Source organism: Streptomyces bauhiniae, assembly GCF_004784475.1.
Taxonomy (GTDB): domain Bacteria; phylum Actinomycetota; class Actinomycetes; order Streptomycetales; family Streptomycetaceae; genus Streptomyces; species Streptomyces seoulensis.
In genome coordinates this window covers 546,914-566,245 of sequence record NZ_SRRT01000004.1, presented here as the reverse complement: position 1 = coordinate 566,245, position 19,332 = coordinate 546,914, and the positions used below count along the sequence as shown (strand labels likewise).

The window sequence follows — 19,332 nt, the reverse complement described above, 5'->3', positions numbered from 1 at the left end:
GCGCGGTCCAGGCGGAAGGTCCGGTCGGCCGCGGTCCGCCCTGACCGGCGCGTGCCGCCGAACGCACACTGTGTGCCCGATACCGTACGCCGTGTGATCGGGGCTGTCCGGCCGAGCAGAGTAGTGGCAGCCGGGCGTGGCGGCCACCCCGTGCGCGAGGATGGCGCCATGACAGTCATCATCACCGCCGCCGAACTGGCCCGGGACCTGGCCGGACCGACCCCGCCGACGCTGCTGGACGTGCGCTGGCAACTGAGCGCGCCGGACGCGCCCGCCTTCGACGCCCGCGCCGCCTACGAGGCCGGCCACCTCCCCGGCGCGGTCTTCGTCGACCTGGACCGGGAGCTGGCCGCGCCTCCCGGCCCGCGCGGCCGCCATCCCCTGCCGGACCTGGCGGAGTTCGGCGCCGCCATGCGCCGCGCGGGCGTCTCCGCCGGCACCCCGGTCGTCGTGTACGACGGCGGCCAGGGCTGGGCGGCCGCTCGCGCCTGGTGGCTGCTGCGGGCGACGGGTCACCCGGACGTGAGGGTGCTGGACGGCGGGTTGACGGCATGGGAGGGCCCGCTGTCCACGGACCTCCCCACCCCGGCCCAGGGCGACTTCGCGCCCCTGCCGGAGCCGGCCGGTGTGCTCGACGCGGACAGCGCGGCCCAACTCGCGGGCTCCGGTGTGCTGCTCGACGCCCGCGCGGGGGAGCGGTACCGGGGTGAGGTCGAGCCCATCGACCGGGTCGGCGGCCACATCCCGGGTGCGCTGTCGGCGCCGACCATGGAGAACGTCGGCCCCGACGGCCGCTTCCTCCCCGCCGCCGACCTTCGCGACCGCTTCAAGGCCCTCGGCGTCTCGGGCGACGCCCCGGTCGGCGTCTACTGCGGCTCCGGTGTCTCCGCCGCCCACGAGGCGCTGGCCCTGGCGATCGCGGGCATCCCGGCCGCGCTGTACGTGGGTTCGTGGTCGGAGTGGTCCAACGACCCGTCCCGCCCGGTCGCGGTGGGTCCTGACCCGCGCTGAGCAGACGTGAGGGGTGGAGCGCACCCGCGCTCCACCCCTACGGTCCTGCTACTCCCGCTACTCCTGCTTCTTGCGCCGGGTGCCGAACACGATCTCGTCCCAGCTCGGTACGGCGGCCCGGCGGCCGGGGCGCACCCCGTCGGCCTCGGCCTGACGGTCCGTCGCGCCGGTCAGCCGGTCGCGGTGACTGGAGACGGCACGGGGCATCAGTACGTCCGCGTAGGCGGAACCGGCCGACGCGGCGGGCGCCGGAGGCTCCTCCTCCATGACCTCCTCGGCCGGCTCCTCCGGGGGCTCCGGCGGCCGCTCCGGCACCACCAGGTCGCCCCGGAAGCTCGGCACGGCCTCCAACAGGCTGGTCAGGGAGTCGCGTTCGCCCGTCGACTCCTCGACCGGCTCGGACGGCTGCGCGGGCAGGCTGGGCCGCTCGCGGTCGCCCCGGTCCAGCGCGCGGTCCATGCCGCGGTCGCGCGGCAGCCGTGCGATACGCGGGACGAACGGGAAGCTGGGCTCCGGCACCGCGAGGTCGTCGGACTCACCGATCAGCGAGCGCGCCTCGTCGTCGACGGCCTGGACGAGCCGCCGGGGCGGGTCGTACGTCCAGCTCGCCGAGTGCGGTTCGCCCGCGACCAGGTAGACGAGCAGGACCTCCCAGGTGCCGTCGTCGCGGCGCCAGGAGTCCCACTGCACGGTGTCCTTCTCCGCGCCCCGCAGCAACAGCCGCTCCTGCACGGCCTCGCCGAGCAGCGGGCCGGAGTTCTCGCCGGGGCGGCGGACGGGGGTCTTGCGGGCGCGCTCGGCCATGAAGGCACGCTCGGCGAGCACCGGCCCCTCGAAGCGGCGGACCCGGTCGACGGGGATGCCGGCGAGCTGGGCGACCTCTTCCGCGGTGGCACCGGCTCGTATCCGCGCCTGGATGTCACGGGGGCGGAGGTGGCTCTCCACCTCGATCTCGATCTGGCCGAGGCGGGGGCGGTCACCGCGCACGGCGGCGCGCAGCCGCTCGTCGATCGGAAGGGTGTACTCCGTCGCGTCGGCAGCCTTGAGCACCAGCCGTGTGCCGTCATTCGAGACGGCCACGACACGCAGTTCGGGCATGGGGACCTCCCGGATGGTGCCTGCCGACGTCACGTGCGTCGCTGCTTCCGCTAGTCGAGTGTGGCCTGCCCGAGCGCAACGTGCCACAACCTTGCCGAGTTGCCCGGCGTGTCGGGCGCGAGCCGAGCACCGCCGTTATGGCACGGTTACCTGTTCGCAACGCTGAGTGACGAACTCCATCACCCTGTGCAACTTTCCCCCTCCTGGCGGCCCTGCGGGGCTCCGGACATCCCGATGGGACACCGGTGCCCAGGGCTCGCAACAGTACTCCATTCGGGCCATGCGCGTCGTTCGGCGCGCCCGTCAACTTCTGCCGGGGGGTGCGACTTGGCCGCTCGTGGGCGGGTTCCGGCCGTCACCAACGTGGCGAAGTTCACGCAATCCGGCGAAACGGAACTAATGGTTTCGTTCGTACGTCCCTCACTCGTGATCTGTCGGCAGCAGCCGGCGCCGAGCAAGGGAAAGGCAGCGGGTTCCGGGTATGCGTGAAACGCCCGATGCGGGTCGGAAGCGGTTCGACCTGAACGTCCCCCAGGTCGCGGGCAGCGCGCTCGCGGCGGTCGTGGCGGCCAAGATGGCCTCCTACTTCGGGGTGTACGGCACGATCCTGGGCGCCGGAGTGGTCAGCATCGTCGCCACCTGCGGCGGCTCGGTCTTCCAGCAGTTCTTCCGGCGCACGGGGGAGCAGTTCCGCGAGGTCCGGGTCACCACCCGGTCCCGTACGGCGGTGGTCGCCGGCCAGCCGGAGTCGGAGCCGGTGCCGGCGTCGGCGTCGGGGGAGTTCACCGAGGGCACCGTCTACCGGGCGAAGGTCAAGAGCTGGAAGCGCCCGCTGCTCGCGGCCGCCCTGGTCTTCGGCGTCACCATGGGCGGCATCACCGTCTACGAGGCGGCGTCCGGCAGCAGCTTCAGCGGCGGCTCCGGCACCACGGTCAGCGACGCGGTCGGCGGCCACAACTCCCGTCACCAGCGCAGGGACGACGACCCCACCCCGGCCGAGACGCCGTCCGGCACGACGGGCCCCACCGCGGAGACCCCGTCCGAGGGCGGTTCCTCCACCACCCGGCCGACGGCGCCCGAGACCACCCGGACCCCGAGCGACGGGCCGAGCAGCGCGCCCGGCGAGGACGCGACCACCCCGGCTCCCACGCCGAGCGAGGGCGCGACCGACCCGGCGCCCACTAGCCCAGAACCCTCCGCAAGTAGTCGTTCTGGAACAGCCGTTCCGGGTCCAGCCGGTTCCGCAACGCCGTGAACTCGGTGAAGCGCGGATACACCCCTTCGAGGTACCCCGCGTCCCGCGTGTGCACCTTCCCCCAGTGCGGCCGCCCCTCGTGCGCGGTGAACACGCGCTCCGCCGCGCTGAAGTACGCCTGGTACGGGGTGCCCCGGAACATGTGGACCGCGATGTAGGCGCTGTCCCGGCCCGACGCGGTGGACAGGGCGATGTCGTCGGCCGGGGCGGTGCGCACCTCGACCGGGAAGCTGACCCGCAGCCCGGACCGCTCGATCACCGCCCGCAACTCCCGCAGCGTCTCCGCCAGCGCCGCGCGCGGCACCGCGTACTCCATCTCCACGAACCGCACCCGGCGCGGCGAGGTGAACACCCGGTACGGGATGTCGGTGTACGACCGCGCCGACAGCGCCCGGCTGGAGACCCGCGCGATGGCCGGGACGGAGACGGGAGCGGCGCGCCCCACCCACTGGACCGCCTGGAAGACGCCGTTGGAGAGGAACTCGTCCTCGAACCAGCCGGCCGCCCGCCCCACCGGCCGCGCGGGGCCCTCGCTGCGGTTGTTGCGCTTGGTGTTGGTGCTGCCGGTGTGCGGGAACCAGTAGAACTCGAAGTGCTCGTTCTCCGCCCAGAGTTGATCGAACTCCGCCAGCACCCGGTCGAGCGGCATCGGCTCCTCGCGCGCGCTCAGCAGGAACAGCGGCTCGACGGCCAGGGTCAGCGCGGTGACGACACCCAGCGCGCCGAGGCCGATCCGGGCGGCGGCGAAGATCTCGGGGTTCTGCTCGGCGGAGCAGGTGAGCACCGAGCCGTCGGCGGTGACGAGTTCGAGCCCGGTGATCTGGGCGGCTATGGAGCCGGACTCCCGGCCGGTGCCGTGGGTGCCGGTGCTGGTGGCCCCCGCGACGGTCTGCTCCATGATGTCGCCCATGTTGGTGAGCGACAGACCCTCGCGCGCCAGCGCCGCGTTGAGCCGCTTCAGCGGGGTGCCCGCCTCGACCGTGACGGTCATGGCGGCGCGGTCGATGGCGCGGATGCCGGTCAGCAGGTCGGGGCGGATCAGCACCCCGTCCGTGGCGGCGACGGAGGTGAAGGAGTGTCCGGTGCCCACCGCCTTCACCCGCTGCCCGCGCTCGGCGGCCTTGCGTACCTCGGCGGCCAGTTCCTCGACCGAGGCCGGTGTCACCTGCCGGGCGGGCCGGGCGGTGACATTGCCGCCCCAGTTACGCCACGTTCCGTGCTTCCGGTTCGCCGTGCTGCTCAACGGTGCCTCCCCGCCCCGTGACCGGCCTGCGCAGCCGGCGGTACCCGAGGAAACCGACCACGACCGCGGCGGCCCCGGCGGCCACCGGGACCCCGTACCCGGCGCGCGCTCCGGCCGCGTCGATCACCCAGCCCGCCATGGCGGAGCCGAGCGCGACCCCGACCGCCAGACCGGTGCCCACCCAGGTCATGCCCTCGGTGAGGTTCGCGCGAGGTACGTGCTTTTCGATGAGGGACATCGTCGTGATCATCGTCGGTGCGATGGACAGTCCCGCAACGAACAGTGCCGCGGCCAGAAGTGCCAGGTTTCCGACCAGTAGGAGTGGGATCATACTCATGGCCATCGCGCCCACGCCCAGCAGCCACCGACGCTGCGCCGGACCGGAGAAGCGCAGCAGGCCGAAGACCAGGCCCGCGACGCACGAACCGGCCGCGTACAGCGCGAGCACCACGCTGGCCGCGCCCTTGTGGCCGCGCTCGTCGGCGAAGGCCACGGTGACCACGTCGATCGCGCCGAAGATCGTGCCCGTGGCCACGAAGGTCGCCACCAGCACCTGGAGCCCGGGGGAGCGCAGCGCGCTGCCGGTGTGGTGGTCCTCGCGCGGGTGCGGCACCGGCTCGGTGGCGCGCTGGGCGGTCAGCCAGAAGACGCCGACGGCCAGGAAGCAGGCCGCGAGCAGCGGGCCCGCCTCCGGGAACCAGGCGGTGGACAGGCCGATGGACAGGATCGGCCCGAAGATGAAGCAGACCTCGTCGACGACCGACTCGAACGAGTAGGCGGTGTGCAGCCTCGGGTCCCCGGCGTAGAGCGCGGCCCAGCGGGAGCGGATCATCGCGCCGAGGCTCGGCACCGCGCCGACCCCGGCCGCGAAGGCGAACAGCGTCCAGTCCGGCCAGCCGAAGTGCGCGGCGAGCAGCAGCCCGGCGCCGGCCGCGAGCGCCACCAGGGTCGCGGGGCGCAGCACCCGGCGCTGCCCGTGCCGGTCCACCAGCCGGGAGATCTGCGGTCCGAGCACGGCGGCGGAGAGCGCCATGGTGGCCGAGAGGGCGCCCGCGAGGCCGTAGCGGCCGGTGAGCTGGGAAATCATCGTGACCACGCCGATGCCCATCATCGACAGCGGCATCCGGCCGACGAGTCCCGCGGCGGAGAAGCTCTTGGTGCCCGGTTCGGTGAACAGGGCGCGGTAGGGGCTGGGCACGCGGGGCTCCGTCTGGACTGCTCAGTAAGGCGCGAAGTAGGTGGATACAGCTTACAAGTTAGGTGACCCTAACGCAGACCGTTTTTGGCCGGGACGAATCGGTGTGAAGAGCTGCTTTCCCGGCGCACCCCCGTGCCGTTTCCGCCCTGTCAGCGGCGGGTGGCAGGATCGAGTCATGCCAGACGCGCTCGATGTCACCCCCTACGACGCCCTCCTCCTGCTCTCCTTCGGCGGTCCCGAGGGGCCGGACGACGTGGTCCCGTTCCTGGAGAACGTCACGCGCGGCCGCGGCATCCCCAGGGAACGCCTCAAGGAGGTCGGGCAGCACTACTTCCTGTTCGGCGGCGTCAGCCCGATCAACGAGCAGAACCGCGAGCTGCTGGACGCCCTCCGCAAGGACTTCGCCGACCACGGCCTGGACCTGCCGGTCTACTGGGGCAACCGCAACTGGCAGCCGTACCTCACCGACACCCTGCGCGAGCTGACCGCCGACGGCCGCCGCCGCGTGCTGGTCCTCGCCACCAGCGCCTACGCCTCCTACTCGGGCTGCCGCCAGTACCGGGAGAACCTGGCCGACGCGCTCGCCGCGCTGGAGGCGGAGGGGCTGACGCCCCCGAAGGTCGACAAGCTCCGGCACTACTTCAACCACCCCGGCTTCGTCGAGCCCATGGTCGACGGCGTACTGCGCTCGCTGGCCGACCTGCCCGACGAGGTGCGCGACGGCGCCCACCTCGCCTTCACCACCCACTCCATCCCGCTCGCCGCCGCCGACACCTCCGGCCCCGTCGAGGGTCACGGGGACGGGGGCGCCTATGTCGCCGAGCACCTGGACGTGGCCCGGCTCATCGCCGACGCCGTCCGCGAGCGCACCGGCGTCGACCACCCCTGGCAGCTCGTCTACCAGTCCCGCTCCGGCGCCCCGCACATCCCCTGGCTGGAGCCGGACATCTGCGACCACTTGGAGGAGCGGCACGCCGCCGGGGTCCCGGCCGTGGTGATGGCCCCCATCGGCTTCGTCTCCGACCACATGGAGGTCCTCTACGACCTCGACACCGAGGCCACCGCCAAGGCGGCGGAACTGGGCCTGCCAGTACGCCGCTCGGCCACCGTGGGCTCCGACCCCCGCTTCGCCGCCGCCGTCCGCGACCTGGTCGTCGAGCGGTGCGAGACCGAGGGCGGCCGCGAGATCACCCCGTGCGCCCTGGGCACCCTCGGCGCGAGCCACAACGTGTGCCCGGTCGGCTGCTGCCCGGCCCGGGCCCCCCGCCCCGCCGCAGCGGGCGCCGACAGCCCCTTCGCATAAGGAGTCCCGTGACCGACCCCCTCCACTCCGAACTGCTCCAGCTCGCCCAGGAGGCCGCCCGGCAGGCGGGTGCGCTGCTGCGGGACGGGCGGCCGGCCGATCTCGCGGTGGCGGCGACCAAGTCCAGCCCGGTCGACGTCGTGACCGAGATGGACCTCGCCGCCGAGAAGCTGATCGTGGACCTGATCTCCGGGCGCCGTCCCGACGACGGGTTCCTCGGTGAGGAGGGCGCGAGCACCGAGGGCACCAGCGGGGTCCGCTGGGTGATCGACCCGCTCGACGGCACGGTCAACTACCTGTACGGGCTGCCGACCTGGGCCGTGTCCATCGCGGCCGAGGTGGACGGGGAGACCGTGGCGGGCGTGGTCGCGGCCCCGATGCGCGGCGAGACCTACCAGGCCGTGCTCGGCGGGGGCGCCTGGGCCACCGGCGCCTGGGAGGGCGAGCGGCCGCTGGCCTGCCGCCCGCCCGCCCCGCTGGACCAGGCGTTGATCTCCACCGGCTTCAACTACGTCACCGAGGTCCGCACCTGGCAGGCCCAGATCGCGGCCCGGCTGATCCCGCTGGTCCGCGACATCCGCCGCGGAGGTTCGGCGGCGATCGACCTGTGCGACCTGGCCTGCGGCCGGCTCGACGGGTACTACGAGCGCGGGCTGCACCCGTGGGACGTGGCCGCGGGGGACCTCATCGCACGGGAAGCGGGCGCCGTGACCGGTGGGCGGCCCGGAGAGCGCCCCTCGGCCGAGCTGACGCTCGCCGGTACCCCCGCCGTCTTCGAGCCCCTCCAGCGGCTGCTGGGAGACTTCGGCGCCTGGCAGGACTGAGCCGCTCGGGGCCGGGCAGACGTCCGGTGCCGGTCAGACGTCCGGTGCCGTCAGGCGGGGGTGACCCCGACCTCGACACCGTGCTCGGCGGCGAGCCGGCGCAGGTCGTCCAGCTCACCCTGCTCCACCTCGACGAGGAAGTCGTCCCCCTCGTCACGCGCCCGCGTCAGATCGGACTCGGTCGCCTTTATGCGCTGCAGAAGTCCCGTGGTGAAAGCGTCCATGCTGCGCCCCCTCGTCCTGGGTCGTGGGTCGGTGGCACGGGATGTGCCGGGTCAAGGAAGGGGCGATCATCGCCGCGGGTGCCCAGCGCTGCCCTGCTGGGCGGCGACGGTGCCGGACACCCGCGCCCGCTCCGCCGAGTGATCGCGGAGTACCGCATGGTGCTGCGGCACATGCAGAGCGTGATCGCGGGGTGTAAAGCCGTCCTCCCCGTCCGCTTCCGCGCGGAAACCTCGCCGGCCGGAGAAATTCCGGCATTCTCGTCCCGCCCCCTCCGTCCCTGCGGTCCCCGCTCCCGGCTTACAGCCGACTTATGGCCGAAAAGGGCAGGATGGAGGCCCGATCCCACGGCCGTCTCCGCCCGCCCGCGCCCCGGCGCGGCTACGCGGGTGGACTTCAGGAAGGACTAGCGACGTGCGTGTACTCGTCGTCGAGGACGAGCAGTTGCTCGCCGATGCGGTGGCCACCGGACTGCGCCGGGAGGCCATGGCCGTCGACGTCGTGTACGACGGGGCGGCCGCCCTGGAGCGCATCGGCGTCAACGACTACGACGTGGTCGTCCTCGACCGCGACCTCCCGCTCGTGCACGGCGACGACGTCTGCCGCCGCATCGTGGAGCTGGGGATGCCTACGCGCGTGCTGATGCTCACCGCCTCCGGTGACGTCAGCGACCGCGTCGAGGGCCTGGAGATCGGCGCCGACGACTACCTGCCCAAGCCGTTCGCCTTCAGCGAGCTGATCGCCCGCGTGCGCGCCCTCGGCCGCCGCACCAGCGTGCCGCTGCCCCCCGTCCTGGAGCGGGCCGGTATCAAGCTCGACCCCAACCGCCGCGAGGTCTTCCGCGACGGCAAGGAGGTCCAGCTCGCGCCGAAGGAGTTCGCGGTGCTGGAGGTCCTGATGCGCAGCGAGGGCGCGGTCGTGTCGGCCGAGCAGCTGCTGGAGAAGGCGTGGGACGAGAACACCGACCCCTTCACCAACGTGGTGCGGGTGACGGTGATGACGCTGCGCCGCAAACTCGGCGAGCCCCCGGTGATCGTGACGGTCCCCGGCTCCGGCTACCGGATCTGATCCGCCGTGGCCGCCTCGCCCGCGCCGCCCCAGGCGCCCCCGAAGCCCACCTGGGACCCCCGCCCCCAGCCGCCCTTCCCCTGGCTGCGCCCGACCATCCGGATACGGCTCACCCTGCTGTACGGCGGTATGTTCCTGATCGCCGGCATCCTGCTGCTGTCGATCATCTATCTGCTGGCCGCGCAGGCGATCAGCACCGGCAACCAGCCCCTGTTCAAGATCGTCGGCTACCAGGACCTCCGCGTGTCCAGCGGCAACTGCCCGGCGATCAACAACACCACCAGCCTGTCGCTCCAGGACTTCAACACTGCGATCAGCCAGTGCGTCGACCACCAGCGCCAGGTGGCCCTGGACAACCTGCTCAGCCGCTCGCTGCTGGCCCTGCTGGGCCTCGCGGTGATCGCCTTCGCGTTCGGCTACGCGATGGCCGGCCGGGTGCTCTCCCCGCTCGGCCGGATCACCCGCACCGCCCGCCAGGTGGCCGGTTCCGACCTGTCCCGGCGGATCGAGCTGGACGGACCGGACGACGAGCTGAAGGAGCTGGCCGACACCTTCGACGACATGCTGGAGCGCCTCCAGCGTGCCTTCACCGCCCAGCAGCGCTTCGTCGGCAACGCCTCGCACGAGCTGCGCACCCCGCTGGCGATCAACCGCACGCTGCTTGAGGTCCACCTCTCGGACCCGAACGCCCCGGTGGAGCTGCAGCAGCTCGGCAAGACCCTGCTGGCCACCAACGAGCGCAGCGAGCAGTTGGTGGAGGGCCTGCTGCTGCTCGCCCGCAGCGACAACCAGATCGTCGAGCGGGGTCCGGTGGACCTCGCGGAGGTGGCCGGGCAGGCCATCGACCAGGTGCGCGGCGAGGCCGAGGCCCGCGGCGTGGAGATCCGCAGCGAGCTGGAGCCCGCCGTGGTGCGCGGCAACGGCGTGCTGCTGGAGCGCATTGCGCTCAACCTCGTACAGAACGCGGTGCGCTACAACGTGGCCCCGGACGAGACGCAGCGCGACGGCGGGGCGGCGGAGATCGGGTGGGTGGAGGTCAGCACGGCGGTCGAGCACGGCCGTGCGGTGCTGACCGTGGCCAACACCGGTCCCGTGGTGCCCGCGTACGAGATCGACAATCTCTTCGAGCCCTTCCGGCGGCTGCGTACGGAGCGTACGGGCAGCGATAAGGGGGTCGGGCTCGGTCTGTCCATCGTGCGGTCCGTGGCGCGGGCGCACGGCGGGCACATCGCGGCCGTTCCGCGTGAGGGCGGCGGTCTGGTGATGCGGGTGACGCTGCCGTTGTGACCGCCCTTGTCACAGATCCCGACACTCGCGGAGGATGTTCGCTTCGCGCGGAATTTTCCGAGCACCGAAAGAGGTTTTCCCTGTGTGATCAATCACATGGGCGGATTTCCGGCCATGCACTGTCTGTGATCATGAAGGGGGCCGGAAAGCCGGGAAAATCCGGGTTTTCAAGGCTCCTGATCACGGGAAGTACACGATGAGGCGCCTTTGAGGTGCGGCATTCGAACCGTGTACGGTCCTCACCGCCATCCAAGCCGATCACTCACGAGGGGCCGGGTTGGGTGTCGATTGAGTAACAGACCTTGATGTGAGGCAAAATCTCCGCCTCAGGTCGGGCACAAGTCCGGCCTCTCACGCGTTACGTGCGCTGAAGACACCGCAGACACCCAGAGGGGGAGAGCGACACATGGCAACCGATTACGACACTCCACGCAAGACCGACGACGACGTCGACTCGGACAGTCTCGAAGAGCTGAAGGCCCGCCGGAACGACAAGTCCACCTCCGCGGTGGACGTCGACGAGTTCGAGGCCGCTGAGGGCCTTGAGCTTCCGGGCGCCGACCTCTCCAACGAGGAGCTGGCCGTCCGCGTGCTGCCCAAGCAGCAGGACGAGTTCACCTGCATGAGCTGCTTCCTGGTCCACCACCGCAGCCAGTTGGCCCGTGAGAAGAACGGCCAGCCGATCTGCCGCGACTGCGACTAGGGACGGGTCGGCCGTGACTGGCTCGACCCCTCCGCGGAAGCGCCGCTTCCACCTTCCGGGAGCGGACAAAGGGCTCTTCAAGGGCTCGCACGGCACACGTGACGAAGACGAGCGGGGCCCCGCCGAACCGGGGGCCTCGCTCGAACCGGCGTCTGAGACCGACGCGGCCAGGACGGGGGAGTCCCCCGGCCGGGCGGCGGCGATGCGCGCCCGCGCCCGCCTGCTGGCCCGCGAAGGCGCCCGCAGGGGCGGCACGCACGCCCGCGCGGGACTCGCCTACGTCGCCGACCGGGTCATCGACCTGGCCCCACGCGTCCCCGTACGCGACCTGGCGACCCTGCGCCGGCAGTTCCCGGGCCTCGGGCCCGAGCAGCTCGCCGACAAATTGGTGGCCGGAGCGGCCGCCGGGACCTCCACGGTCGGCGCCGGGATCGGCGCTGCCGCCATGCTCCCCGTACCGCCCGCCATGCCCACCGAGCTGGCCGCCGAGATCACCGGGGTCGCCGCGATCGAGCTGAAGCTCATCGCCGAACTCCACGAGGTCTACGGCCTGCGCCCGCCGGGCGGCCTCCGCGTCCGCAGCACCGCGTATCTGTCCTCCTGGTCGGGGGAGCGCGGGATCGACGTGATGAAACCGGCGTCCATCGACGTCGCCCTCAGCGGCCGGATGAAGCGCGAACTGCGCCAGCGGATCATGAAGCGCATGGTCCGCAACCTGCCCAACCTCATGCCTTTCATGGTCGGCGCCGCCGTCGGCGCGGTCATGAACCGCCGGGACACCCGGAAGCTCGCCGCACGCGTGCGGGCCGACCTGCGCAAGAGCCAGGTCCCCTGGGACCGGCTGGCCGACCTGCCGCCGCTGGAGGAGCCCGAGGACCCGCTGAGGATCACCGGCTACCCGGAGGGCACCGGGAGCTGACGTCGCGCTGATCCGGCGCGGCTCAGGCGGCCGGGGTCTTCGCGCCCGCGATCGCCGCCGCCAGCTTCTCCGGGTCCCGCGTCGACAGGTACAGGTACGGCGTCGGGTCCTCGGGGTCGGTCACCTCGACCCGCAGCGCCGTCGGGATGTAGGCGCGCAGCAGCAGGAACGCGCGGACGTCGGCCTTGTACGTGCGCCAGGCGCGGGCCTCCTCCGCGTCCAGCACCTCGGCCGCGCCGAGCGCCGCCACCGGGATACGGGCGTCGCCCGCGATCAGCGCGTCGCCCACCACGCGGATGCGCGGGGAGCCGTACGCGCTGGCCATCACCGCCGCGACGGCCGTGCCGCCGACCAGGCCGCCGAGCAGCGGCAGGGTGCCGAAAGGCAGCAGGATCAGGGCGAAGGAGACGCCCACGAGCACGCTGATCAGCCACCACGAGCGGGGGGCGGTCAGGCGTTCTTCGTAGGGGGCGGCGGAGAGCTGCATGAGCCAAGCTTGGCACGGTGGACGGACATCCCGGACGCCGGGGCGGCGGCGTGGTGGCGGCCACAGGGCGGAGCGGTAAGGTCTGCGCCTGTGAGTTCAGCCAGCCTCCTGCCCCCCGCCGACGCACAGCCCCCCGTCCGGCATCCCGACGCCCCCGCGCCCGGTGAGCCGCTCGGTGCCCACTACGAACACTGTTTCGGCTGCGGCCCCGGCCAGCCGCACGGGCTGCACCTGGAGGCACGCGCGGGCGACGGCGTCTCGCTGACCGCCGAGTTCACCGTCCAGCCCGCCCACCAGGGCGCCCCCGGCCTCGCGCACGGCGGGGTGCTGGCCACCGCCCTGGACGAGACCCTCGGCTCGCTGAACTGGCTGCTGCGCACCATCGCCGTCACCGGACGGCTGGAGACCGACTTCGTGGCCCCGGTGCCCGTCGGCACCGTGCTGCACCTTGAGGCCGAGGTCACCGCGGTCGCCGGCCGCAAGATCTACTCCCGCGCGACCGGCCGCATCGGCGGTCCCGAGGGCCCCGTCGCCGTCCGCGCGGAGGCGCTGTTCATCGAGGTGAAGGTCGACCACTTCACCGAACACGGCCGCGAGCAGGAGATCCGGGCCGCCATGAGCGACCCGGACCAGATCCGGCGCTCCCGTGCCTTCGAGGTGAACCCGTGAGCGCCCCGCTGGACGTCTCCCTCCGCCGCATCGACCCCGACGTACCGCTTCCGGCGTACGAGCACCCCGGCGACGCCGGCGCCGATCTGCGCACCACCGAGGCATGCGAACTGAAGCCCGGTGAGCGGGCCGTGCTGCCCACGGGCGTGGCCATCGCGCTGCCCGAGGGGTACGCGGCCTTCGTGCACCCCCGCTCAGGGCTGGCGGCCCGCTGCGGAGTGGCGCTTGTGAACGCCCCGGGGACGGTTGATGCCGGGTACCGTGGAGAGATCAAGGTGATCGTGGTGAATCTCGATCCGCGCGACAGTGTGCGGTTCGAGCGCTTCGACCGGATTGCCCAACTGGTCGTCCAGCAGGTCGAGAGGGTCCGCTTCCAGGAGGTCGCGGAACTTCCCGGTTCGGTGAGGGCCGAGGGGGGCTTCGGGTCCACCGGAGGCCACGCCTCGGTGGACGGCTAGCGCGGCACGACGGTCCGGCCGCCGCGGGTGGCCGGGCGGGTGGGAATCGATACGCTTCGGTCGTATCCGACCGGGAAGGACAGTGACGTGTTCGGACGTCGCAACAAGAAGGGTGCCGCCGAGGACGCGGCCGGCGAGGCCGAGCAGGTCGTCGACAGCGTCGACACCGAGGCGGAAGAGCAGACGCGGGTACGGCTCGAGCCCGAGCCGCGCCCCGACGGACCCTGGGACTCCACCGAGGTGCGCGACCCGGCCGAGGGCCGCGTCGACCTGGGCGGTCTGTTCGTACCCGGGGTCGACGGCATGGAACTGCGGGTCGAGGTCGCCGGTGACGCGATCGTCGCCGCGACCGTCGTCCTGCGCGACAGCGCCGTCCAGCTCCAGGCGTTCGCCGCTCCCAAGCGCGAGGGCATCTGGGGCGAGGTCCGCGACGAGATCGCGGGCGGCATCACCCAGCAGGGCGGCATCGTCGACGAGGTCGAGGGCCCGCTCGGCTGGGAGCTGCGGGCCCAGGTGCCGGTGCAGCTCCCCGACGGCACGGGCGGCTTCCAGGTCGTCCGGTTCATCGGCGTGGACGGCCCGCGCTGGTTCCTGCGCGGTGTGATCTCCGGCCAGGGCGCGGTGCAGCCGCAGGCGGCCGGGCTGCTGGAGCAGATCTTCCGGGACACCGTCGTGGTGCGCGGCGAGGGCCCGATGGCGCCCCGCGACCCGATCGTCCTCAAGCTGCCCAACGACGCCCAGATGGTCCCCGAGGGCGTCCAGCAGCAGGACCAGCAGGAGGAGGGCTCCCGCTTCTCCGGCGGCATGGGCCAGCTCCAGCGCGGCCCGGAGATCACCGAGGTCCGCTGAGCGAGAGACACGAGCAGAAGGGCCGTACCCCCGGGGGTACGGCCCTTCGCGCGTGCGTGCGCCCGAGGCGTCAGGGTTGCGTCAAAGCGTCCCGTCGCGCGGCCCCCCGTCCGCTTTGTCCGCACCGCCCGCCGTAAGGTCGACGCGGCGCAGACGGCAGTCACCGGAAAGACAATGGGGCCATGGCACGCGGCAAGCTTCGGATCTACCTCGGCGCGGCACCGGGTGTGGGCAAGACCTACGCCATGCTCGCCGAGGCACACCGCCGCCTGGAGCGGGGCACCGACTGCGTGGTGGCGTACGTCGAGCACCACGGCCGCCCCCGCACCGAGACGCTGCTGCACGGCCTGGAGCAGGTGCCGCGCCGCCGGCTGGAGCACCGGGGCGCCTGGTTCGAGGAGATGGACGTCGACGCCGTACTGCGCCGGGCGCCCGCCGTCGCCCTGGTGGACGAACTCGCGCACACCAACGTCCCCGGCTCCCGCAACACCAAGCGCTGGCAGGACGTGGAGGAACTCCTCGCCGCCGGCGTCGATGTCGTCTCCACCGTCAACATCCAGCACCTGGAGTCCCTCGGGGACGTGGTCGAGTCGATCACCGGGGTCCGCCAGCGCGAGACGGTGCCCGACGAGGTGGTGCGCAGGGCCGACCAGATCGAGCTGGTCGACATGTCCCCGCAGGCCCTGCGCCGCCGCATGGCGCACGGCAACGTCTACCAGCCCGACAAGGTCGACGCGGCCCTGTCCAACTACTTCCGCCCCGGCAACCTCACCGCCCTGCGCGAGCTGGCCCTGCTGTGGGTGGCCGACCGGGTCGACGAGCATCTGAACGCCTACCGCAGCGAGCACCGGGTCTCCCGCATCTGGGGCTCCCGCGAGCGCATCGTGGTCGGCCTGACCGGCGGACCCGAGGGGCGCACCCTGATCCGCCGCGCCGCCCGGCTCGCCGAGAAGGGCGCCGGCGGCGAGGTGCTGGCGGTCTACATCGCCCGCAGCGACGGCCTGACCGCCGCCTCCCCGAAGGAACTCGCCCTCCAGCGCACCCTGGTGGAGGACCTCGGCGGCACCTTCCACCACGTGGTCGGCGACGACATACCCGCCGCCCTGCTGGCCTTCGCGCGCGGCGTCAACGCCACCCAGATCGTGCTCGGCTCCTCCCGCCGCAAGACCTGGCAGTACGTCTTCGGGCCCGGCGTCGGCGCCACCGTCGCGCGCGAGTCCGGACCCGACATCGACGTGCACATCGTCACCCATGAGGAGGTCGCCAAGGGGCGCGGACTGCCCGTGGCGCGCGGCTCGCGGCTCGGCCGGGGCCGGATCGTCGCGGGCTGGGCGACGGCGCTCGCGGGTCCGGCCCTGCTGGCGCTGCTGCTCAACGCCGTCGACCTCGGCCTCGCCAACGACATGCTGCTGTTCCTGGCCGTCACGGTGGCGGCCGCCCTGCTCGGCGGACTGCTGCCCGCGCTCGCCTCGGCCGCGCTGGGCTCCCTGCTGCTGAACTTCTTCTACACCCCGCCCCTGCACCGGCTGACCGTCTCCGACCCGCGCAACATCGTCGCCATCGCGATCTTCTTCGGCGTCGGCATGGCGGTCGCCTCCGTGGTCGACCTCGCCGCCCGCCGCACCCACCAGGCGGCCCGGCTGCGCGCCGAGTCGGAGATCCTCTCCTTCCTCGCCGGCAACGTCCTGCGCGGTGAGACCAGCCTGGAGGCGCTGCTGGAACGGGTCCGGGAGACCTTCGCCATGGAGTCCGCCGCCCTGCTGGAACGGGCGGGCGACCTGGAACCCTGGACCTGCGCCGGGCGCGCCGGGGTCGGACCCCCGCTGGAGCGGCCCGAGGACGCCGATGTGGACATGCCGGTCGGCGACCACATGGCGCTCGCGCTCACCGGCCGCGTGCTGCCCGCCGAGGACCGCCGGGTGCTGGCCGCCTTCGCCGCGCAGGCCGCCGTCGTGCTCGACCGGCGCCGCCTCAAGGCCGAGGCCGACCGGGCGGGCGCGCTCGCCGAGGGCAACCGCATCCGCACCGCCCTGCTCGCCGCCGTCAGCCACGACCTGCGCACCCCGCTCGCCGGGATCAAGGCCGCCGTCTCCTCCCTGCGCTCCGACGACGTGGCCTGGTCCGAGGAGGACCGGGCCGAGCTGCTGGAGGGCATCGAGGAGGGCGCCGACCGGCTCGACCACCTGGTGGGCAACCTGCTCGACATGTCCCGCCTCCAGACCGGCACCGTCACCCCGCTGATCCGCGAGATCGACGTGGACGAAGTGGTCCCCATGGCGCTGGTCGGCGTCCCCGAGGACAGCGTCGGCCTGGACGTGCCCGAGACGCTGCCCATGGTCGCCGTCGACCCCGGCCTGCTGGAGCGCTCGGTCGCCAACCTGGTGGAGAACGCCGTCAAGTACAGCCCGCCCGGCCAGCGCGTCACCGTCTCCGCCAGTGCCCTGGTGGACCGGGTCGAGGTGCGGGTCGTGGACCGGGGGCCCGGCGTGCCGGACGACGCGAAGGACCGTATCTTCGAGCCGTTCCAGCGGTACGGCGACGCCCCGCGCGGCGCCGGGGTCGGACTCGGCCTCGCGGTGGCCCGAGGCTTCGCCGAGGCCATGGACGGCACCCTGACCGCCGAGGACACCCCCGGCGGCGGACTCACCATGGTGCTCAGCCTCCGCGCCGCCCGGCCCCGCCCCGAGCCGTCGGACGCCGGGCAGGACACCGCAGAACAGGAAAGGCAGCCGCAATGACCAGGGTGCTGGTGGTCGACGACGAACCGCAGATCGTGCGGGCCCTCGTGATCAACCTCAAGGCGCGCTCGTACGACGTCGACTCGGCCCCCGACGGCCGCACCGCGCTCCAGCTCGCCGCCTCCCGCCACCCCGACGTGATCGTCCTGGACCTCGGCCTGCCCGACATGGACGGCGTCGAGGTGATCCGGGGCCTGCGCGGCTGGACGCGGGTGCCCATCCTGGTGCTGTCCGCCCGGCATTCCTCCGACGAGAAGGTCGAGGCGCTGGACGCGGGCGCCGACGACTACGTCACCAAGCCCTTCGGCATGGACGAACTGCTGGCCCGGCTGCGGGCCGCCGTGCGCCGGGCCGAGCCGGTCGGGCCGGGCGAGGACGAGGTGACCACCGTGGAGACGGACGGCTTCACCGTCGACCTGGCCGCGAAGAAGGTCGACCGGGGCGGCAGGGACGTACGGCTCACCCCGACCGAGTGGCATCTGCTGGAGGTGCTGGTCCGCAACACCGGCCGGCTGGTCGGCCAGAAGCAGTTGCTGCGGGAGGTCTGGGGGCCCTCCTACGGCACCGAGACCAACTATCTGCGGGTCTACATGGCCCAGCTCCGCCGCAAGCTGGAGGCCGACCCGGCCCACCCCCGGCACTTCATCACCGAACCCGGCATGGGCTACCGCTTCGAGAAGTGAACCGGTGTTCGAACAGGGCCCTCTGGAGTACGGCCTCGGGGGCACACCCCGGTACGCTTCAGATATGAGTGGCGTTCCTCGATCCGAAAAGCCGGCAGGCCGGTTCCGCCGCATGCTGGACCGGCTCTCCACCTCGCAGGAGGACCTGGAGTCGGAGGAGCTGCGGGAGGACGCCGAGACCGCGGGCTGCACCCGGATCGGCGACTGCCACGACCGGCAGATCGTCACCGTAACTGGTACCTTGCGCACGGTCACCCTGCGACCGCGGGCGGGAGTCCCGGCGCTGGAGGCGGAGTTGTTCGACGGCACCGCCGCGCTGGACGTGGTGTGGCTCGGCAGGCGCTCCATCACGGGCATCGAACCGGGACGCAAGCTGATCGCATCGGGCCGGATCTCGATGAGCCGGGGCCGCCGCGTGCTGTTCAACCCGAAATACGAACTGCGACCCCTCGGACGGGAGTAGCCGGTGACGTCCCTCGACAAGCCGACCCAAGACGCCGGACAGAGCCCGCCGGACGGCCGCCGTGAGGACGACGGCCAGGTCCACGACTCGCGGACGGTCACCGAGGCCGCGCTGTTCGAGGCGTTCGGCGGCATCCGCGGCATGGTCGAGACGGTGCTGCCCGGCCTGATCTTCGTCACGATCTTCACGATCAACAAGGACCTGCATCTCTCCGCGATCGCCGCGCTGGCGGTCTCGGTGGTCATGCTGGTGGTCCGGCTGCTGCGCAAGGACACCGTCAAGCACGCCTTCAGCGGTGTCTTCGGGGTCGCCTTCGGTGTCGTGTTCGCCATGTTCACGGGCAACGCCAAGGACTTCTACCTGCCCGGCATGCTCTACACCCTGGGCCTGGCGCTGGCGTACATCATCACGACGCTCGCCGGGGTGCCGCTGATCGGGCTGATGCTGGGGCCGGTGTTCAAGGAGAACCTCTCCTGGCGCACCCGCAATCCCGGCCGCAAAAAGGCGTACACCAAGGCCAGTTGGGCCTGGGGCCTGATCCTGCTCGCCAAGTGCGCGATCCTCTTCCCGCTCTACTGGTGGGCCGACACCACGCAGCTCGGCTGGGTCCTGGTCATCCTGAAGATCCCGCCCTTCCTGCTGGCGGTCTGGCTCACCTGGGTCTTCCTCGCCAAGGCGCCGCCGCCGATCGACGTGTTCGCCGAGATGGAGGCCGCCGAGAAGGCGGAGGAGGCGGCGAAGGCCGAGCGTGCGGGCGCCGCCGCCGAGAACGGCGAGCCCGCGGCGGGACGGCACCGCAGGGGCGCGTAACCAGCTTGTACGAAGAGAGCACCTACTGACGTCAGTAGGTGCTC

At 72.4% G+C, this 19,332-nt stretch carries 19 protein-coding genes and 1 pseudogene; 15 read left to right on the top strand and 5 right to left on the bottom strand.

Annotated elements, in window-relative coordinates:
• Positions 1 to 168: 168 nt before the first annotated feature.
• The gene (locus E5083_RS16415; RefSeq protein WP_135786433.1) at positions 169 to 1,011 is read left to right on the top strand and encodes a sulfurtransferase; all 843 of its coding nucleotides are present in this window, start codon (positions 169 to 171) and stop codon (positions 1,009 to 1,011) included.
• Positions 1,012 to 1,068: 57 nt separating this feature from the next.
• Here the strand turns inward: E5083_RS16415 and sepH are convergent, their stop codons facing one another.
• Complete coding sequence (sepH, locus tag E5083_RS16410) at positions 1,069 to 2,109, bottom strand: septation protein SepH (RefSeq protein WP_135786432.1); 1,041 nt, start codon at positions 2,107 to 2,109, stop codon at positions 1,069 to 1,071.
• Positions 2,110 to 2,590: 481 nt separating this feature from the next.
• Here sepH and E5083_RS16405 point away from each other — a divergent pair, with 481 nt between their 5' ends.
• On the top strand, positions 2,591 to 3,364 hold the full coding sequence (locus tag E5083_RS16405; RefSeq protein WP_135786431.1) for a RodZ family helix-turn-helix domain-containing protein: 774 nt from the start codon (positions 2,591 to 2,593) through the stop codon (positions 3,362 to 3,364).
• Here E5083_RS16405 and E5083_RS16400 read toward each other — a convergent pair.
• Positions 3,291 to 4,607, bottom strand: coding sequence for a D-arabinono-1,4-lactone oxidase (locus tag E5083_RS16400; protein ID WP_135786430.1), 1,317 nt, complete (start codon positions 4,605 to 4,607; stop codon positions 3,291 to 3,293). The genes E5083_RS16405 and E5083_RS16400 overlap by 74 nt on opposite strands.
• Positions 4,567 to 5,805: an MFS transporter gene (locus E5083_RS16395; protein ID WP_135786429.1), complete on the bottom strand. Its 1,239-nt coding sequence runs from the start codon at positions 5,803 to 5,805 to the stop codon at positions 4,567 to 4,569. Before E5083_RS16395 ends, E5083_RS16400 begins: the two co-directional genes overlap by 41 nt.
• A 175-nt stretch (positions 5,806 to 5,980) precedes the next feature.
• Between E5083_RS16395 and E5083_RS16390 the strand changes: the two genes are divergently transcribed.
• Together E5083_RS16390 and E5083_RS16385 are read left to right on the top strand one after the other, a co-directional pair.
• Positions 5,981 to 7,108, top strand: a complete 1,128-nt coding sequence (locus tag E5083_RS16390; RefSeq protein ID WP_135786428.1) for a ferrochelatase — start codon at positions 5,981 to 5,983, stop codon at positions 7,106 to 7,108.
• 8 nt (positions 7,109 to 7,116) lie between these two features.
• Positions 7,117 to 7,932, top strand: coding sequence for an inositol monophosphatase family protein (locus tag E5083_RS16385; protein WP_135786427.1), 816 nt, complete (start codon positions 7,117 to 7,119; stop codon positions 7,930 to 7,932).
• A gap of 50 nt (positions 7,933 to 7,982) precedes the next feature.
• Here E5083_RS16385 and E5083_RS31220 read toward each other — a convergent pair whose 3' ends face one another.
• Positions 7,983 to 8,156 carry a hypothetical protein gene (locus E5083_RS31220; protein WP_165425622.1) on the bottom strand — a complete coding sequence of 58 codons (174 nt, stop codon included), beginning with the start codon at positions 8,154 to 8,156 and terminating at the stop codon, positions 7,983 to 7,985.
• A gap of 412 nt (positions 8,157 to 8,568) precedes the next feature.
• On the opposite strand from E5083_RS31220, the gene E5083_RS16380 reads away from it, so the two are divergent.
• The 4 genes from E5083_RS16380 to E5083_RS16365 all read left to right on the top strand — a co-directional run bounded on the left by E5083_RS16380 (position 8,569) and on the right by E5083_RS16365 (position 12,131).
• Complete coding sequence (locus E5083_RS16380) at positions 8,569 to 9,222, top strand: response regulator transcription factor (RefSeq protein WP_007387794.1); 654 nt, start codon at positions 8,569 to 8,571, stop codon at positions 9,220 to 9,222.
• A 6-nt stretch (positions 9,223 to 9,228) separates the two neighbouring features.
• Positions 9,229 to 10,509: a sensor histidine kinase gene (locus E5083_RS16375; protein ID WP_135786426.1), complete on the top strand. Its 1,281-nt coding sequence runs from the start codon at positions 9,229 to 9,231 to the stop codon at positions 10,507 to 10,509.
• Positions 10,510 to 10,915: 406 nt separating this feature from the next.
• Complete coding sequence (locus tag E5083_RS16370; RefSeq protein ID WP_005481602.1) at positions 10,916 to 11,212, top strand: DUF4193 domain-containing protein; 297 nt, start codon at positions 10,916 to 10,918, stop codon at positions 11,210 to 11,212.
• A 13-nt stretch (positions 11,213 to 11,225) separates the two neighbouring features.
• Entirely contained in the window at positions 11,226 to 12,131 is a 906-nt protein-coding gene (locus E5083_RS16365) for a hypothetical protein (RefSeq protein ID WP_135786425.1), read from the top strand.
• 22 nt (positions 12,132 to 12,153) lie between these two features.
• Here the strand turns inward: E5083_RS16365 and E5083_RS16360 are convergent, their stop codons facing one another.
• Positions 12,154 to 12,618, bottom strand: coding sequence for a DUF3093 domain-containing protein (locus E5083_RS16360; RefSeq protein ID WP_135786424.1), 465 nt, complete (start codon positions 12,616 to 12,618; stop codon positions 12,154 to 12,156).
• Between the two features lie 90 nt (positions 12,619 to 12,708).
• On the opposite strand from E5083_RS16360, the gene E5083_RS16355 reads away from it, so the two are divergent.
• The 7 genes and pseudogenes from E5083_RS16355 to E5083_RS16325 all read left to right on the top strand — a co-directional run bounded on the left by E5083_RS16355 (position 12,709) and on the right by E5083_RS16325 (position 19,288).
• On the top strand, positions 12,709 to 13,287 hold the full coding sequence (locus E5083_RS16355; protein WP_135786423.1) for a PaaI family thioesterase: 579 nt from the start codon (positions 12,709 to 12,711) through the stop codon (positions 13,285 to 13,287).
• Positions 13,284 to 13,831: pseudogene (gene dut, locus E5083_RS16350) on the top strand (dUTP diphosphatase). The gene E5083_RS16355 and the pseudogene dut overlap by 4 nt, the downstream one beginning before the upstream one ends.
• 1 nt (position 13,832) lies before the next feature.
• The gene (locus tag E5083_RS16345; RefSeq protein ID WP_135786422.1) at positions 13,833 to 14,594 is read left to right on the top strand and encodes a DUF3710 domain-containing protein; all 762 of its coding nucleotides are present in this window, start codon (positions 13,833 to 13,835) and stop codon (positions 14,592 to 14,594) included.
• 182 nt (positions 14,595 to 14,776) lie between these two features.
• The gene (locus E5083_RS16340) at positions 14,777 to 17,332 is read left to right on the top strand and encodes a sensor histidine kinase (RefSeq protein ID WP_135786421.1); all 2,556 of its coding nucleotides are present in this window, start codon (positions 14,777 to 14,779) and stop codon (positions 17,330 to 17,332) included.
• Positions 17,329 to 18,015, top strand: coding sequence for a response regulator (locus tag E5083_RS16335; protein ID WP_135786420.1), 687 nt, complete (start codon positions 17,329 to 17,331; stop codon positions 18,013 to 18,015). Before E5083_RS16340 ends, E5083_RS16335 begins: the two co-directional genes overlap by 4 nt.
• Positions 18,016 to 18,079: 64 nt before the next feature.
• A complete protein-coding gene (locus E5083_RS16330; RefSeq protein ID WP_135786419.1) occupies positions 18,080 to 18,478 on the top strand; it encodes an OB-fold nucleic acid binding domain-containing protein in 399 nt (132 codons plus the stop codon).
• A gap of 3 nt (positions 18,479 to 18,481) precedes the next feature.
• Positions 18,482 to 19,288 (top strand): DUF3159 domain-containing protein, encoded by an 807-nt coding sequence (locus E5083_RS16325; RefSeq protein ID WP_135786418.1) that lies wholly within the window; start codon positions 18,482 to 18,484, stop codon positions 19,286 to 19,288.
• Positions 19,289 to 19,332: the final 44 nt, after the last annotated feature.